This is a genomic window from Psychrobacillus sp. NPDC096426, from assembly GCF_044762745.1.
Lineage (GTDB): Bacteria > Bacillota > Bacilli > Bacillales_A > Planococcaceae > Psychrobacillus.
This window is the reverse complement of sequence record NZ_JBIWEX010000010.1, coordinates 1-15,520: the sequence shown is the minus strand read 5'-3', so window position 1 is coordinate 15,520 and position 15,520 is coordinate 1. Positions and strand designations below refer to the sequence as shown.

Sequence of the window (15,520 nt, the reverse complement as noted above, 5' to 3'; positions counted from 1 at the left end):
GAAAATTGAGTTCATTTTGTTCATAATGTTCACAACGATTTGATAAAGTATCTCCGTTCTGGTCTACCAACTGTTCCATATATAAGCTCTGCATATACAACCTTCTCAGAAGCAAGGTATTCTAAGTAGCGCCTTGCAGTTGAGCGACTTACTCCAACTTCTAGCCCTAGTGATTCCGCTGTAATGCCGTCGTTTACTTTCTTTATATGATTGACCACTTTTTCTTTCGTAATTGGATCAATTCCTTTTGGCGGAATATCTTCCGAATTAGGAATAGAAGAATTGTTATTCCATAGAGACTTGATTAAATCTTCTTGTACATTCCCGCTACCTGTAAGAATATTCCTTTTCTTCTTATAAGATTGTAAACTTTCTTTAAACTTCTCAAATGTTAATGGTTTTAGAATATAGTCTGCCACACCACCCCGGAATGCTTTTTTCACTATTTCCGACTCTGCTGCTGCAGTGATAAAAATAATATCTGTATCCGGACTATGTTCTTGAATGATTGTCAATAAATCCGTTCCAAGTGTATCTGGAAGATAAACATCTAGCAGTATTAAATCTGGCATATACGAAATGATCCAATCCTTTGCTTCTTCTCCTGTATACGCAGAACCAATCACTTGGAACCCTTCTAGCTTTTCGATAAATCGTCGATGAATATCAGAAATTCGTTTATCATCTTCCACTATTAATATCTCTACCTGCTTTGTCATGTAAATACCCCCCTTTTGGAATAGAAACGATAAACAATGCTCCACCTAAATCCCCATTTTCAAGCGCGATAGAGCCACCTAGATCATTTACATTTTCCTTTACCTTCACTAAACCAAATCCCCTATTTGTATCACTTTTCGTAGATATTTTCTCTTGCCAAACTACATCCAACACTTCCACAGGCACCCCTGCCCCTGAGTCTTCTACTTCTATTATTATTTCCTCTCCGTTATCCACGATCAATATGCGAACTATGCGTATCTCTTCCGGTAATTTTTCTACCGCTTCAAATGCATTCGTCACTAAGTTACCTATAATAGACACAAAGAGATGCTTTTGAAGATGTTTTGGTAGTTTTTCTAAATAACTATCTTCATCTAATATAAACCGCACCTTTAATTCCTTCGCTCGATTAAGAAACCCAATGACAATTCCTCCAAGGAATGGGTCCTGCAAACGTTTCGTCATAAATTGAATAAGTGATTGATGCTCTGCCGTCTCCACATGGATTAAACTAATTGCTTCATCATAAGAGTTCAATTGAATAAGACCTGAAATTGTATATAAAAAGTTATTATATTCATGTGTTTGCGCACGTAATGCCTCGGTATATTGCTTCACTTGAGATAGTTCTTCCGCTAAGCGGTCAATGTCCGATTGGGAACGAAAACTAGACACGGCACCGATAATTTTCTCACCGACACGAATTGGAATTCGATTGACGATTGCTCTTTTTCCCCGTAACTCCATGGCACGATCTAGATGTTCTTCTCCAGATTCTAATACTTGCGGGAGATACGTATTCGGTATAACTTCCCAAATATTTCGACCGACTAATTCGGTCTGCTGTGGTAATGATAATATTTCAAGTGCAGCTAAATTCGCCATTGTAATGATGCCTTTTGCATCTACCATAATAATTCCTTCGCGAACGGACTCGATTAATGCATTACGTTCTGTAAATAAAGTCGCAATTTCTGCTGGTTCCAGATTAAACAGTTCTTTCTTTATATTCCGCGCTAATATACTGGAGCCGAGAATCCCTAGTAATATTGCAGTCACGACGATATAGGCAATATTATCTACATACCGAATAAATATCGTTGTCATATCCTCTTTTAAAAATCCGACAGATATGATGCCAATAATTTCTCCGTTCGCATCCATTACAGGAGCTTTTCCTCTAAGTGCGGTACCAAGTGTACCAGTAGCTTCCGAAATATAAGATTTTCCGTATAGTAGGGCTTGTTCATTGTCATCCCCAACCATTTTTTTCCCGATTCTTTCTACTACTGGATGCGCATAACGGATACCTTCTTTATCCCCAATAACAACATATTCCGCTCCCGTACTTGACTGAATGGACATCGCGATTGGCTGCAACACATCTGAAGGATTCTCTGACCCAAAACCTGCTACAATATCAGGGCGTTCTGCTGTTGTTACGGCAATACTAAGCGCTCTTTCTCCAATTTGCCCTTCAATCGCATGTGAAATAATAAAATAAAAAGAAATACCTGTCATAATCGCTACGAGCGAAACAAAAACTGCTCCAAAGCCAAAAATACGTGCTTGTAAAGACCTCTTTTCCATACTATCCACTCACTATCCCCACAAAATATTCGAAAGATAAATAACAATCGTAACTGTAATACAGCTAACAACCGTCGAAAATAACACAATTTGTGCCGCTAAATTCGGTTCCACATCGTACTCTAATGCTAGTGTCGAGCTATTTCTAGACGTTGGAAAAGCACTTGCGATAAATAATGACTGCGCCACGACCCCATCGAATCCCATTAATAGAATTAATCCAAACGCTAAAATAGGTCCTATTACCAAGCGACCGATTGTACTTGTTAATATGACTTTGTTTAAAATCGTTTTAATATCTAATTGCGCTAACTGCGCCCCTAAAGTAATTAAAGCAATCGAAATAAACGCATTCGCTAAGTAATCAACGGGAATACGCAAAAATATCGGAATTCCAATATCGAATATGTTCATCAAAGCACCAAGTATGAGCGCATGGACAATCGGTAAAAGAAGCAAGCTACGCAAAATATCTAAGCCGGATTTTGTAGAAGATATTAAATTATAAAGACCGTATGTATACGTAATTATATTTTGGAAAATGACAATAATAATTTGAATAGACGTTCCAAGAGGATTCGCCGCGAACAACATCTGACTGACAGGAATACCGTAGTTTCCAGAATTAATAAGTACGACACTATTTTTATAAATAGCCGCTTGGTTTCTATTAAGTTTTAATAATTTACTAATTACCGTTCCTAACACCATTAAACAAATGATGAAAATTACTAAGTAGAATACAATTTGCACCAATACTTCTGCATTCACCTTCGTTTCATAAATATTGATGAAAACAGCTGCCGGCATTAAACAATAGGTGATTAAGTTCGATAATGCTTTCAAATTAAATTGAAACTTTAGCTGCAGTGCTGCACCAATTCCAAGCATAATCAGAATCGGAGCAACTACTTGAAAAAACACCATGCTCAAATAAACCAATTACAACACACCTTCCCAAATAAAATACATATCCCCTCGAATATTATCCCACTGTTTGTAATTTTCAGCTATATAACTTTTAAGTCAACTTTAAAAGCGATAGTTGCTTTTAAAGTTTGAAAAATTCGCTTGGCTCTATCAAATGACAAATGAAGAAATTGAATAAGGAACTGGAGTTGCTTTAATCAAAAGAAGAGCCCTTACTATTAAGAGCTCTTCCTTTTATTAGTCTAACGATATATACCCCGTTTTTTCAATTAGTTCTTGTCCTTGTGGAGATAAGATCCATGCAATGAATTTCTCTACATTTGGGTTATCCGTACCTGCTGTCACAATGTAAAATTCTGAAGCAATTGGATATTCTCCAGATCGTATAGTTTCCTTCGTAGGTGCGATACCATCTATTTCTAACAGTTTAATTTTCTTATTTTGTACCATTTCAGTGGAATAAAAACGAAATGTATATCCAATGGCATTTTTGTAGTTTTTATATTGAGAAACTTCATTAATAATACCACCCATTCCTGAAGCAATATCCTCTGTTGGCGCCTCCATAATTGGTAAATCTCCCATTAAGTGCTCCAAGGCTGACTGGCTTCCACTATCCGCTGGACGTTGAAATGCCCGAATATTGTCGTTTAATCCACCAACCTCTTGCCAATTCGTTACTTTTCCGGCATATATATTTTTAATTTGTTCCATTGAAAGATCAGAAATAGGATTTTTCTGGTGGACAAAAAAGACAAATGCTTCACGTCCAATTGGTGTCATTTTAAGTTCTTTCCCATTTTGCTTTGCTGTTTTCGTTTGTGACTGGGAAGGTGCTGCGGCAAAAATCATATCCACTTCCCCTTGCATTAAATGGCTATACGCATCAGGCGTCGTATTGACCATAACTTCACTTTCATACGGATTATAGTCTTTTTCGGGATACGTCGCTTGAACAAATGCGGAGTAAAGCGGGTAAAGGGCCGTTGCGCCATCCATTTTCGGCAAGTCTTCTGTTAACTTCAAAGTAGCATCATAATCTAAAGTTGCAATCTTCCCGGAATCGGAAAAAGGCATGTAATCATAAACGTTCACTTCTGCTTCTACCGTTGGAATCCGATCTGTATAAGTATGCTGTATCGGAGGAATGGCACTAACTAAAATAGCTGCTCCCGCCAAACTTCCAAATGCGACTTTACGTTTCTTTGTTTTGAAAAAATGAAATAGAACACATACATAAAATACATACAAAACGACCGCTGTTGTAATGATTAGAGCAATGTAGAAAATACCTCCAGTTACCAACACAACAAATAATATAAATAACGTTAAAAAACACATTCCTACGAGAACAAAGAGTGCATATAAAATTGGTTCCACAAGTGACTTTTTCTCCAAAAAATATCCCCCCCCATTTTGTATATTCTACAAATTATGCGGAAATCCCTTTCTATCTAATGCCTCCAGTTTATTCAATAATTTTTGGGGAACTATATTATTGATTAATATTTTTCAATATTAGTATTGCTAATACTCTATAAATGTCGTTTAATTATCTAGTTATAAAAAAATGTAAAGGAATGTGATAAATGAAAAAGCTTATTAGCTACCTAACTTTGTCGATGTTAGTCGGAATGTTATTAGTGGCGTGTACCCCAAAAGAAGAAACTAAAAAAGTGAATGAAGAGTCAGTCCAAGATGGGAAAATCGTTACTCGAGAAGATGCAAACAGTAATTATCTTTCTGCAGTAGATGTGGATTACGCTTTTCAATTTGCAAAAAGTCTAGAAGAATTTAAAACCAATAAAAAGCTAGGATATCGCACTGCTGGATCAGAAGCAGAGCTAAAAACTGGGGAAAAAATTGGCGATGAAATGAAGAAAATCGGGCTTTCCGAAGTGACAAAGGACGAATTTAAAGTAGACACTTGGGAATTTGAAAAAGCAGATTTAACTTTTACTGACGCTGATGGCAAAGAACATCTCGCTGTTTTAGGTGGCTATCAAGTAAACTTTGACACAAATGGCCAAAAAGAACTTGAGATTATCTATGCGGGTAAAGGAACTGCAGATGACCTTTCCGGACTGGATATTAAAGGGAAGCTTGTATTAATAGATATAAACCAACGCGAGGAATGGTGGATTAATTATTCTGCTTATCAAGCTCATTTAAAAGGTGCAGCAGCTGTTATTGCAGTACAAGAAGCTGGTTATGGTGAAGTGGATCCGGATGCACTTAATGCGCAAGACATTTGTGGACCAGATGATGCACCTGCATTTTCTATGTCTCAAACAGATGCAAATAGCTTAAAGAAAGCATTAGAAGCTAGTAAAAACGGTATAATGACCGTAAAATTTGATGCAAAATCTACTGTGAAATTTGATGGCAAAACGTATAACTACTACGGTAAAATCATTGGTAAGGACCCAGAATCGTATATCATTTTATCAGCGCATTACGATTCATACTTTGCAGGATTCCAGGATGATAACGCTGCGATTGCTTTAATGATGGGTGTTGCAAAAGGGTTAATCGATAGCGGCTACCAGCCAGAAAAAACGATTATTTTCAATGCACTAGCTGCAGAAGAGTGGGGAGTTTCAAACACTCGCTATGACTGGTCAACGGGTGCATACAATCAAATCTTCAATATACACCCTGAATGGGTAGGAAAAGCATTTGCCAATATGAACTTTGAGCTTCCTGCTTATGAACATACAACACAGGATGAAATTCGTTCTGTCTATGAATTGAATAACTATTTAACCAAATTTACAGAGGATGTACCTAGTGTAACTGGCGTTTATAAAGATGGTATTTCAGTAGTTTCGCCACTACGTACTTGGTCTGATGACTTCTCTTTTGGAATTGCCGGTGTTCCCGCACTTCGTAATGATTTCCAAGATAGTGAGTTTATGCATTCCCATTATCACTCGCAATTCGATAGTGAGGACGTATACAATGCAGATGCACTAAAATTCCACTTAAATCTATACGGATTACTTGCAATGCATTATGATGAGACTGCTGTAGTTCCATTAGATTTCACTACTCGTTTAAAAGCATTGAAAGAAAACATTCATGCTCAAGTCTTTGAAAAAGCTGCAGTGTCCTCTAGTGAGCTTGTAGCAGAAATTGATCGTGTAGTGTCAATTGCAGAAGAAGTAAATGCAAAAGTTGCAAAAGTGAATGAAGATTATTTAGCCGCTTTAACAAAAGGTGATGCGAATGCAACTAAAAAGCTATATGAAGAAAGCCGTAAGCTAAATAGTGGATTACTTGCTGCGTTTAAATATGCCGAGGATCAATTTGTACGCTTAACATGGGAAGACGAACCAATCTTTCCACATGTACATGCCCAAAATAACATCGATAACTTAAGCCTATCCATTGATGCGTTAAATGAAGGCGATATCGCAACCCCATTAGATGAATATTTATGGGCAATCGATAACAACTGGTACGCATATGATTTCGATAAAGAAGTATTCGATTATTTCACAGACTATGTTTTAGAAGCTCCTGAGGAAAAACTTATGTGGGGTGCTGGCAGAATCGTCGGCCACGAAGATTTATTTGATACGATCAATTCGTTGAAAGAAAAAAGAGAACTGGCTAATGCTGATGTGTCTGCTGAACTTGCAACATTGAATGATGCACTAGAAAGACAAAAAGAGCTACTGAAAACAACCGTTTCAGATGAAACTGCAAGCGTAAAAGAGCTTGGTGAAATGCTTGCTGAGTTGAAATAATTTAATAGAAGTGGAGTTCCTAACTATTTTGTTAGGAGCTCCTTTTTTAATTGATCTGTCGTATAACTGCCCCATCAAGAAATGCTTGAATATCCTCTACTGCTTCCTTAAAATAAGTGTTGTAATTTCGCTTGCTTACATAGCCTAGATGTGGTGTAGCCAGTACGTTTGGTAGCGTACGGAATGGATTATTCTCCGGAAGAGGTTCCATTTCAAACACATCTATCCCTGCACCTGCTATCCATCTTTTACTTACTGCTTCTATTAGCGCATCTTGATCAACAATGGCAGCACGTGATGTATTGATTAAATAAGCAGAAGTTTTCATAAGCTGCAATTCTTTTATTCCAATTAGTCCATGCGTTCTTTCGCTTAGTACAAGATGAATAGAAACAAAGTCGCTCGATTCCAATAATTCTTCTTTAGATGTTGCTAATCGTACGCCAAATTTGTCTGCTTGTTCTTTCGTTAAGTTTTGGCTCCACGCGATAACTTCCATGCCAAATGCCTGCGCTATTACTGCCATACGACTTCCGATTTTACCAAGTCCTAATATTCCAAGACGTTTACCATATAGATCAGCCCCAACTGTACTTTGCCATGGTCCATTGTTTCGAAGCTCATTGTTTTCTCTCGTAACCTTCCGAGCGAGATTCAATAGAAGAGCCCAAGTTAACTCTGTTGGTGGTTCGGACATGCTCGCAGTACCACAAACAATTACTCCATTGTTTGTAGCCGCGGCAAGGTCTATTGATGCATTTCTCATGCCAGATGTGATGAGTAATTTTAGGTTTGGGAGTTTCTCATATAATGATGCAGTAAAGGGTGTTCTTTCCCGCATAATGACAACTATCTCAAAATCGATAATTGCTTCGATTAGCTGCATTTCATTTTCGAAATGATTTTGAAAAGATTTTACTTCGACCTTATCCAAGATATTAGACCAGTCAACCATCTCTAGTGCTACATTTTGATAATCATCTAATATTGCACAACGAAGTTTCATCAAATGATTCCCTCCTAATTATTTCAAATAATCCATCACGATTTGCACGATCAATAGCACCGTCACCACTCTAAGTAGCGGCTTAATATGCTCTGATTTTAGCTTGCGTGCTAATCGCACTCCTAACTGGGCACCCACTATCGCCCCCATCATCAATGCAATGGTAAGTGGCCAAATGATTTTACCGGTTGATATATACGTAATAGATGCCCCAAAGCAACTTGCGAAAACGCCAATTCTTGCTAAACCTACCGCTCGGATATAAGCTATTTTTTGACTAGCATACAGATACATTGCTAGAGTGCTGCTCCCAGGACCAAACATGCCATCATACATACCAATCCCGAGTAGGGCTGGACCTATTTTTCTGTTGACGCGAAACGACTCCGTCCCATCAAAGTTCCCACTACCCATGAAAGACGTAACAAATGCAAAGCTAAGTAAAAGAATTGCAATAATCGTTAGCATTTGTCCACTTAAAAAAGAGGCGATCAATCCACCTAAAATACCTCCGCCTAAGCAAAATACGATGACTGCCGATGCTTCCTTGCCGGAAACTTCTTTCTGTTTGAAAATAACGAGAAAACTAGTTAACGAACTAATCGTATTGGATACTTTATTCGCACCAATCGCAGAGTGTACAGGTAATCCCATAAGTAACATCGTTGGTAAGCTAATGAGTCCCCCGCCTCCTACTAACGTGCCAACAACATTGCCGACAACTCCGACTATAAAAAAGAGAATGAATTCCATCGTAAAGCCTTCTTTCCATTCGTACTATATGTAAATTCAGCATACCCCTCTACGTTCTATAAGTAAATTCAATAGTATTTATCGTCTTACATTAATAATACTTATCAAATTAAAATGGAGAATCACTATATTTTATTACGAATAATACGGATGGACGCGGAACGTCTAATCCAAACGATGATGTTTTTATAAATTGAATGAATAATCACCCTTTAACAGGGAGATTTCATCATTCGTTTGAAACGCAATGAACTAACATTGTCTTCCGCGGTACTTTCATAAGCCTGTTCTTCCATTTGAAAGATGAAGCCCCGCGCTTCATAAAAAGGAATACCGAGATTATTTCCTTTTGCAACAGACACCCATTGTTCTTTTGCTTTGTATTGTATACGTTGAATTTCCGTAAAATAGTTGAGTAACTTAGTGCCAATACCTTGTCCACGTTTTTCAGGATCTAAATAAAGTACGTATATTTCTGCTATACCTTCTTCGTCGACTCCTCCACCTATTGCCCCGACAATTTGATCGTTTAGTACTGCAACATAATATCCGTTCCACTCGCAACTTGTAAATCTTATTTCATCTTGAATTCGTACTGTTGTATAGTACTTCTCAATGATTCTTTCTATGTATTCCGTAGTGTACAAATCTTTATATGTATTCCACTGAGCAGTAACACACACATCTACAATACCTTGTTCATCTCCAGGGAGTGCTTGTCGAATTATTAATTTATTTAACTTCAAACACATAGCAATCTGTACACCCGATCTTCCAGTGAATCGTTTCCCTACATCTATGAATCCAGCTTTTATATAGAGGGATTGTGCTGCTTTGTTCGCTTCATTAACACCTAGTACGATTTGATTAATCTGAGGAAAATTTTCTTTTACATAGGGTGAAATAAGAGCCAACGATATTTTTGCAATTCCTCGGCCTTGATATGCTGGATGAATCGAGTATCCTCGGAGTAAAATACTTTCAGGGTGATCTGTGTAATGGAATTTATCAGCACCCGTGTCTAGCACAAAAAATCCTGCAACTTGTTCTTCTTCCAATATAATAATAGGAGTGTATGTTGCTATGTTAGTACAGCGTTCTAGAAGTTCAAGAGGATGCCCAGTAAATCCTAATTGTTCTTCTGTTAGTGGATAATCTTCTAATGCAATTCGATATTTCTCATCATACGTAACAAGTTCTATCACAATAATTCCCCCAATTATTGATTTTATATTAGCATAACACAAATATTCTTATTAATTTGATAAACTATGGATAAGGAAGGTGCTGATTATAATGGACGTCATCATTATTGGCGGTGGAATTGGTGGCCTTTGCGCTGCTGTAACTTTACAAAAACAAGGGTTTTCAGTAAAAGTGTACGAAACATCACCTACTTTTCAACCGGTCGGGGCGGGTATAGGAATTGGTTCAAATGCCATGCAAGCCCTTATGAATATTGGTGTCGGTGAAAAAGTTTTTGCCAATGGAAATGTTTTGCACACGCAAGTTTTTCTAAATGCCAAAGGACGGAAACTAAATTCCATTGACTTCTCCGTACTCAAAGAAAAATTTGGACAAGAGAACATTACCATTCATCGTGCTGATTTACATCGTACTTTTTTAGAAGCATTAGAACCAAACACGGTTTATTACAATAAAAAATGTGTGAATGTGGACCAATCTGGTGACAAAGTAATCGCTTATTTTGAAGATAAAACAGAAGTGACGGCAGATCTACTTATTGCTGCGGACGGTATTCATTCCTCTATTCGAAAAAAACTAGTACCAAATTCTGCTCCACGATATTCTGGCTATACTTGTTGGCGTGGTATTACAGAAAACAAAGGCAATGTGGACGAATTTACATCCACTGAGATTTGGTCTTCTACCGGTCGATTTGGTATAGCACCCATGAAAAATGGACAAGTCTACTGGTTTGCATGTATTAATGCTCGCGAAAAGGATCCTTTTTATCAACATATTGAACGGAATGAAATCGCGAACCTATTTGAAAATTTCCCTGTTGAAGTATCCGAACTAATTCGTAAAACGCCAACTGACCTAATTCTCCATCATGACATTATGGACATTAAGCCCCTGCGAAAATTCGCATTCGGACGGATTGTGTTATTAGGCGACGCTGCACATGCAACTACCCCCAATATGGGGCAAGGTGCTGGACAAGCAATTGAGGATGCGATTGTTCTTGGAAACGCATTTCAGCAGCTAGATGATGTGGAAAAAGCTCTTGCTTATTACGAGGAAAAACGTATAGCGCGTACGACAAAAGTCATTAACTTATCACGGCAAATCGGTGCCGCAGCACAGCTTCGTTCCCGTTCACTTGCTAGTACTCGTGACTTTTTGTTTCCATTGATCCCATCTAAATTGCTATCATGGCGATTGAAGTTTTTATTTGATGTGAAACTAAAATAAAAGTGCCTCGCTTAAGAAGGCACTTTTGCTTAATAAAATTGTAATCCATCTTTATCAATCACATTAATATGTTTTGGCACTTTTAAGTAGATATATGTGTGACCTATAACACGTTTTTGTTCCCTCGCATCCAAGCTATCAACTATTGGAAGGGCCAATAGTTCATTGGAAAAACGATAATATGTTAGCTCTTTTGGAGAAGGAGCGGTAAATATCATTTGATTGTCATTTATTTCAACTGTCGATAACCGCATTTCCTCTCCCAAGTTTATACCATCCATGTATGAATGTGTCTTATACATTTTGACTTCCACCAATTGCTCCTTTGAATCCGTCCATTCGATGTTCAATCTTTCAGTCGGGAATTTAGAACCATTTGAAATTATTTCGAATGTATCACCTTCTAATTCTTGTGTCCACTCTTCCACTAAAAACTTTGGATTAAATTTACTTTCCTCATTGTTTTCAAATGCTTGCTGAAATACTTTATTTTCATAATTAAACATTGTGTATTCTTTTGGAGCCAAAAGTTCATCCCCGTTTGATGAGGTAAGTTCATACATAACTAATGCCACTAAAAGAACACCTACATAAATACAAAGTACCCACTTATTCAATCGCTGCGACCAATTAATACGATTCGATGTACTCTTTGCCACACGAAGTATACGCCATGTAATAAAAAGTATACCGAGAAAAGGTAAAATCGATAAAATTGCAATATTACTCATCGTCTGACCTCCGATCGATTCGAACAAATAATTGCTAGTACAAATAAAACAATGGATACACCAATTAATTTGACGATCAAAAATAACAAGGACCCATTATCAACAAATATGAATTGAAGAATCATTTGACCAGTCTTCGTTGTGGGTGTTGCAATGATTAAAACGATTAACAGAAACATAAATGCCTTATGCATATAAACGAGGGTTCCCCATAAGTATCCTCCTGCAGAAATCATTAGGATTAAACATATCAATAAACCCACATTGGCAATCGAACTAAGCGGTTCATCTAAAATGCTTGCACTCCTCACATAATCAACATTGTTAAAAAGAGGAAGCACGATACGTAAAATATAATTGGATAAAAAGGTTGTTATACCAGCAAATACACTCATTATAATAAGTACAATAATATTTGATAAATTATTGCTTACACTATTTATAACAAACGAAAAGTTGCTATTTCGATAACCCTTTGTGGTAATGACATTCCCAATAAACAGCGCCCAAATCGCTACAAATATAAAAACAGTATCCGTTGAAACTTTAACGACTTGAATTGCCGTATTGTTAACCTCTGTACTCATGGAACCTGTACCATTCATCGAAAATACTAGTCCAAGTAACTGTACAACAACTAAAGATACGAGAGTACCCAAATATGCATTCATCTTAAATTTCACTTGTGTCTTAACTACTTCTCCCAATGTACTATTACTTAAAAACATCATCGATTCCCCCTTTCCTATCACTCGTCACATACATGCACACATCACTAGCAGACACTGGATGAATCGTAACTCCCTCTATTAAAGGCACGTTTTCCTTTCTAATCACTACATACTTCCGCTGACTATCCAATTGCTTCGTATGAAGAATTTCTTTCTCAGCAGTCAACTTTTCTATTAAACCACTTGGCCCTTGAAATGCAACTGCATACTCTTTTACTTCCTCCAATGATTGATGAAAAACAACCATCCCTTTGTTAATCAGTAATATATCCTCTAGCAAATGCTCCATTTCCGCTAAATGATGGCTCGAAATCAAGATGGAACGTGGATGCGCTATATAATCTTTCAGTAGAGCCCGGTAAAAATCCGATCGAACCGCTTCATCCATTCCATTTGTTGGCTCATCAAACATCGTCAACTCGCATCTAGTCGACAATCCAAAGATCATATTAAACGTTGCCCTATTACCTTTAGATAATCTTGAATGCAATTGTTTTGGATTCAATCTAAAATATCGAAAAAGGTTAGTCGCAAGCTCCGAATCCCATCTTTTATAAAAATCCGGTGCTGTCTCTAATATATCTGCTAGCGTTAAAGAATCTGGAAAGCTCATTTGATCGTCTACTAATATACTATTCGCTGATACACGCAGATTATTAAATGGCTTGTTTGAAAATACTTTAACATCTCCAGAACTTTCTCGAATAAAACCAGCCAATATTTTTAGCAATGTCGTTTTTCCGGCACCATTACGTCCAATTAAACCAGTAATTTTTTGACCTTCCAATTGAAAAGTAATATCTTCGAGTGCATTCATTCTCTTATAACGTTTTTTTAGATTTTGACAATCAATAACCGTCACTTTTGTTCCCCCTCGCATTTCTTTATTAGTTGAATCAGTTCTTCTTCTGTCACAGAAAGCCGCTTTGCTTCTAAAACAAGCTCCATTGCCATGCGTGTTAATGTTTCGTTTCGTCGCTTCTCAAGAATCATGTTTTTCGCTTCTAACGCTACGAACATGCCTAATCCTCTTTTCTTATACAGAATTTTTTCTTCTACGAGTATCGTTAATCCTTTTGCAGCAGTAGCTGGGTTAATGTTAAATAGATCTGCTAGTTGGTATTGTGAATGTACCTTTTCGTCGCTTTGAAAATGATCGGCAAGTATTTCATTCTCTATCCATTCCGCAATTTGAATGTAAATGGGTATAGTGCTATTTGTATTTAAATTCAAAGTGGCAACTCTCCTTTCTTCAAAGTCAGTACATTAGTGTTGTAATGTAGTATATAATAAAAAATCTGAAAAGTCTAGTTAACATTTATTATCGACAACAAAACACCACATTCATTGTGAATGTGGCTAATTGAAAGAACATCTAATATTTATACTTAGCATTCAAAATAAAGGATTTTTCTGATTTATAGAGAAATTGTATTAGAGAGATGGAGGTTATATAGATGAAGATAGGACAAATTGCAGTAAATGTAGAAAACGTGGATCGCGCAGTCGAGTTTTATCAAAAAGTAATAGGGTTACCATTGTTATTCGAAACGACCGGACTAGCCTTTTTCCAATGCGAAGATACAAGATTATTATTGAGTAGACCAGAAAAAGAAGAGTTCGACCATAAAAGCTCTGTGATCTATTTCAAAGTAAATGATCTACAGACAGAGGTAGATCGAATGAAAGGCGCAGGAGCAACATTTATAGACGAACCACATATGGTAGCTAAGATGGGTGAAACTGAAACTTGGATGGCATTTTTCAAAGACACAGAAGGTAACACCCACGCGTTAATGAGTGAAATTTCTAGTTAAGAATCCTCCTTTACGGGGGTTTTTTGGTTTATTATTAGTATTTTTCTTGTGCCGTAAGATTATTCCGCAGAACCGTACGATTTACGATTTTGTTTGACCTGCCGATAATAAATTTTAGACTTTCATTTTATCCAAAGTTGGACAATCTCGCACGAAAGTTGGACATACCTATAGAACTTGGACGATCTTTCTTAAATATTGGACAATCTTATATAAAACTTGGACATCGCCTTCAAATAGTTGGACAATCTTATAGGACCTGGACGATCTTTCTTAAATGCTGGACAATCTTATATAAAACTTGGACATCGCCCTCAAATAGTTGGACAATCTATCGTAAAAGTTGGACAATGATATAGGACCTGGACGATCTTTCTTAAATGCTGGACAATCTTATATAAAACTTGTCCAACTCCCTCAAATAGTTGGACAATCTATCGTAAAAGCTGGACAATCATATAGAACTTGGACGATCTTTCCTAAATGCTGGACAATCTTATATAAAATTTGGACATCGCCCTCAAATAGTTGGACAATCTTATTCCAAAATATGAAGACAAAATTCATTTTCACTTATTTTTTGATGATAATTGTCGTTATTACCGGTGAAATGTCGTTTATAAGTAAACGCTTCTATACTTATTTTATAAGCACAAAAAAAGTCGTTACCGATTTTTCGGTAACGACTTTTTTATTAGTGCCCAGCGACGTCCTACTCTCACAGGGGGAAACCCCCAACTACCATCGGCGCTGAAGAGCTTAACTTCCGTGTTCGGTATGGGAACGGGTGTGACCTCTTCGCCATCATCACTAGACTTGTTCGGCTTTCAATACACTGCGCTTTGCGTTGTCAACTTCTTTCGTTCAGTCAGTCACGTACTTGAGTACGCTCCTTCCTTCTCTCAATCGTTTCCTAGCACTGCTTGCGTCTTGAAACCCTCAAATTAGAGTGCTTGTTCACTCAAAACTGGATAAAAGACATTTTTTACAATAAATACATTTGGTTAAGTCCTCGATCGATTAGTATTCGTCAGCTGCACGTGTCGCC

At 37.2% G+C, this 15,520-nt stretch carries 14 protein-coding genes and 1 rRNA gene; 3 read left to right on the top strand and 12 right to left on the bottom strand.

Annotated features, from left to right (window positions below):
• Positions 1–29: 29 nt before the first annotated feature.
• From ACIQYS_RS10215 to ACIQYS_RS10200, 4 genes are all read right to left on the bottom strand, one after another.
• A complete protein-coding gene (locus ACIQYS_RS10215) occupies positions 30–719 on the bottom strand; it encodes a response regulator (RefSeq protein ID WP_402978674.1) in 690 nt (229 codons plus the stop codon).
• The gene (locus ACIQYS_RS10210; RefSeq protein WP_402979010.1) at positions 682–2,313 is read right to left on the bottom strand and encodes an ATP-binding protein; all 1,632 of its coding nucleotides are present in this window, start codon (positions 2,311–2,313) and stop codon (positions 682–684) included. The genes ACIQYS_RS10215 and ACIQYS_RS10210 overlap by 38 nt, the downstream gene beginning before the upstream one ends.
• Positions 2,314–2,325: 12 nt before the next feature.
• Entirely contained in the window at positions 2,326–3,255 is a 930-nt protein-coding gene (locus tag ACIQYS_RS10205) for an AEC family transporter (protein ID WP_402978671.1), read from the bottom strand.
• Positions 3,256–3,480: 225 nt separating this feature from the next.
• Positions 3,481–4,641: a PstS family phosphate ABC transporter substrate-binding protein gene (locus ACIQYS_RS10200; RefSeq protein WP_402978668.1), complete on the bottom strand. Its 1,161-nt coding sequence runs from the start codon at positions 4,639–4,641 to the stop codon at positions 3,481–3,483.
• 191 nt (positions 4,642–4,832) lie between these two features.
• On the opposite strand from ACIQYS_RS10200, the gene ACIQYS_RS10195 reads away from it, so the two are divergent.
• Positions 4,833–6,995 (top strand): M28 family peptidase, encoded by a 2,163-nt coding sequence (locus tag ACIQYS_RS10195; protein WP_402978665.1) that lies wholly within the window; start codon positions 4,833–4,835, stop codon positions 6,993–6,995.
• 46 nt (positions 6,996–7,041) lie between these two features.
• Here the strand turns inward: ACIQYS_RS10195 and ACIQYS_RS10190 are convergent, their stop codons facing one another.
• From ACIQYS_RS10190 to ACIQYS_RS10180, 3 genes are all read right to left on the bottom strand, one after another.
• Positions 7,042–8,001: a D-2-hydroxyacid dehydrogenase family protein gene (locus ACIQYS_RS10190; protein WP_402979007.1), complete on the bottom strand. Its 960-nt coding sequence runs from the start codon at positions 7,999–8,001 to the stop codon at positions 7,042–7,044.
• A gap of 18 nt (positions 8,002–8,019) precedes the next feature.
• Positions 8,020–8,754, bottom strand: a complete 735-nt coding sequence (locus ACIQYS_RS10185) for a sulfite exporter TauE/SafE family protein (protein WP_402978662.1) — start codon at positions 8,752–8,754, stop codon at positions 8,020–8,022.
• A 212-nt stretch (positions 8,755–8,966) separates the two neighbouring features.
• Entirely contained in the window at positions 8,967–9,959 is a 993-nt protein-coding gene (locus ACIQYS_RS10180) for a GNAT family N-acetyltransferase (protein ID WP_402978659.1), read from the bottom strand.
• 91 nt (positions 9,960–10,050) lie between these two features.
• Here ACIQYS_RS10180 and ACIQYS_RS10175 point away from each other — a divergent pair, with 91 nt between their 5' ends.
• Positions 10,051–11,193 (top strand): FAD-dependent monooxygenase, encoded by a 1,143-nt coding sequence (locus ACIQYS_RS10175; RefSeq protein WP_402978656.1) that lies wholly within the window; start codon positions 10,051–10,053, stop codon positions 11,191–11,193.
• A 29-nt stretch (positions 11,194–11,222) separates the two neighbouring features.
• Here ACIQYS_RS10175 and ACIQYS_RS10170 read toward each other — a convergent pair whose 3' ends face one another.
• From ACIQYS_RS10170 to ACIQYS_RS10155, 4 genes are read right to left on the bottom strand one after another with little or no spacing between them, the layout of a single operon-like run.
• Complete coding sequence (locus ACIQYS_RS10170) at positions 11,223–11,924, bottom strand: hypothetical protein (protein WP_402978654.1); 702 nt, start codon at positions 11,922–11,924, stop codon at positions 11,223–11,225.
• The gene (locus ACIQYS_RS10165) at positions 11,921–12,652 is read right to left on the bottom strand and encodes a hypothetical protein (RefSeq protein ID WP_402978652.1); all 732 of its coding nucleotides are present in this window, start codon (positions 12,650–12,652) and stop codon (positions 11,921–11,923) included. Before ACIQYS_RS10165 ends, ACIQYS_RS10170 begins: the two co-directional genes overlap by 4 nt.
• Positions 12,639–13,472 (bottom strand): ATP-binding cassette domain-containing protein, encoded by an 834-nt coding sequence (locus ACIQYS_RS10160; RefSeq protein ID WP_402979005.1) that lies wholly within the window; start codon positions 13,470–13,472, stop codon positions 12,639–12,641. Before ACIQYS_RS10160 ends, ACIQYS_RS10165 begins: the two co-directional genes overlap by 14 nt.
• A gap of 41 nt (positions 13,473–13,513) precedes the next feature.
• Positions 13,514–13,888: a GntR family transcriptional regulator gene (locus ACIQYS_RS10155; protein ID WP_402978649.1), complete on the bottom strand. Its 375-nt coding sequence runs from the start codon at positions 13,886–13,888 to the stop codon at positions 13,514–13,516.
• A 224-nt stretch (positions 13,889–14,112) separates the two neighbouring features.
• On the opposite strand from ACIQYS_RS10155, the gene ACIQYS_RS10150 reads away from it, so the two are divergent.
• Positions 14,113–14,472: a VOC family protein gene (locus ACIQYS_RS10150; protein ID WP_402978644.1), complete on the top strand. Its 360-nt coding sequence runs from the start codon at positions 14,113–14,115 to the stop codon at positions 14,470–14,472.
• 699 nt (positions 14,473–15,171) lie between these two features.
• Here the strand turns inward: ACIQYS_RS10150 and rrf are convergent.
• Positions 15,172–15,287: ribosomal RNA gene (rrf, locus tag ACIQYS_RS10145) — 5S ribosomal RNA — on the bottom strand.
• Positions 15,288–15,520: the final 233 nt, after the last annotated feature.

Coding starts and splice junctions, on each gene's coding strand:
- ACIQYS_RS10215 (WP_402978674.1), bottom strand. CDS start 719: ATGACAAAGCAGGTAGAGATATTAATAGTGGAAGATGATAAACGAATT.
- ACIQYS_RS10150 (WP_402978644.1), top strand. CDS start 14,113: ATGAAGATAGGACAAATTGCAGTAAATGTAGAAAACGTGGATCGCGCA.
- ACIQYS_RS10210 (WP_402979010.1), bottom strand. CDS start 2,313: ATGGAAAAGAGGTCTTTACAAGCACGTATTTTTGGCTTTGGAGCAGTT.
- ACIQYS_RS10160 (WP_402979005.1), bottom strand. CDS start 13,472: ATGAATGCACTCGAAGATATTACTTTTCAATTGGAAGGTCAAAAAATT.
- ACIQYS_RS10195 (WP_402978665.1), top strand. CDS start 4,833: ATGAAAAAGCTTATTAGCTACCTAACTTTGTCGATGTTAGTCGGAATG.
- ACIQYS_RS10165 (WP_402978652.1), bottom strand. CDS start 12,652: ATGTTTTTAAGTAATAGTACATTGGGAGAAGTAGTTAAGACACAAGTG.
- ACIQYS_RS10185 (WP_402978662.1), bottom strand. CDS start 8,754: ATGGAATTCATTCTCTTTTTTATAGTCGGAGTTGTCGGCAATGTTGTT.
- ACIQYS_RS10175 (WP_402978656.1), top strand. CDS start 10,051: ATGGACGTCATCATTATTGGCGGTGGAATTGGTGGCCTTTGCGCTGCT.
- ACIQYS_RS10170 (WP_402978654.1), bottom strand. CDS start 11,924: ATGAGTAATATTGCAATTTTATCGATTTTACCTTTTCTCGGTATACTT.
- ACIQYS_RS10190 (WP_402979007.1), bottom strand. CDS start 8,001: ATGAAACTTCGTTGTGCAATATTAGATGATTATCAAAATGTAGCACTA.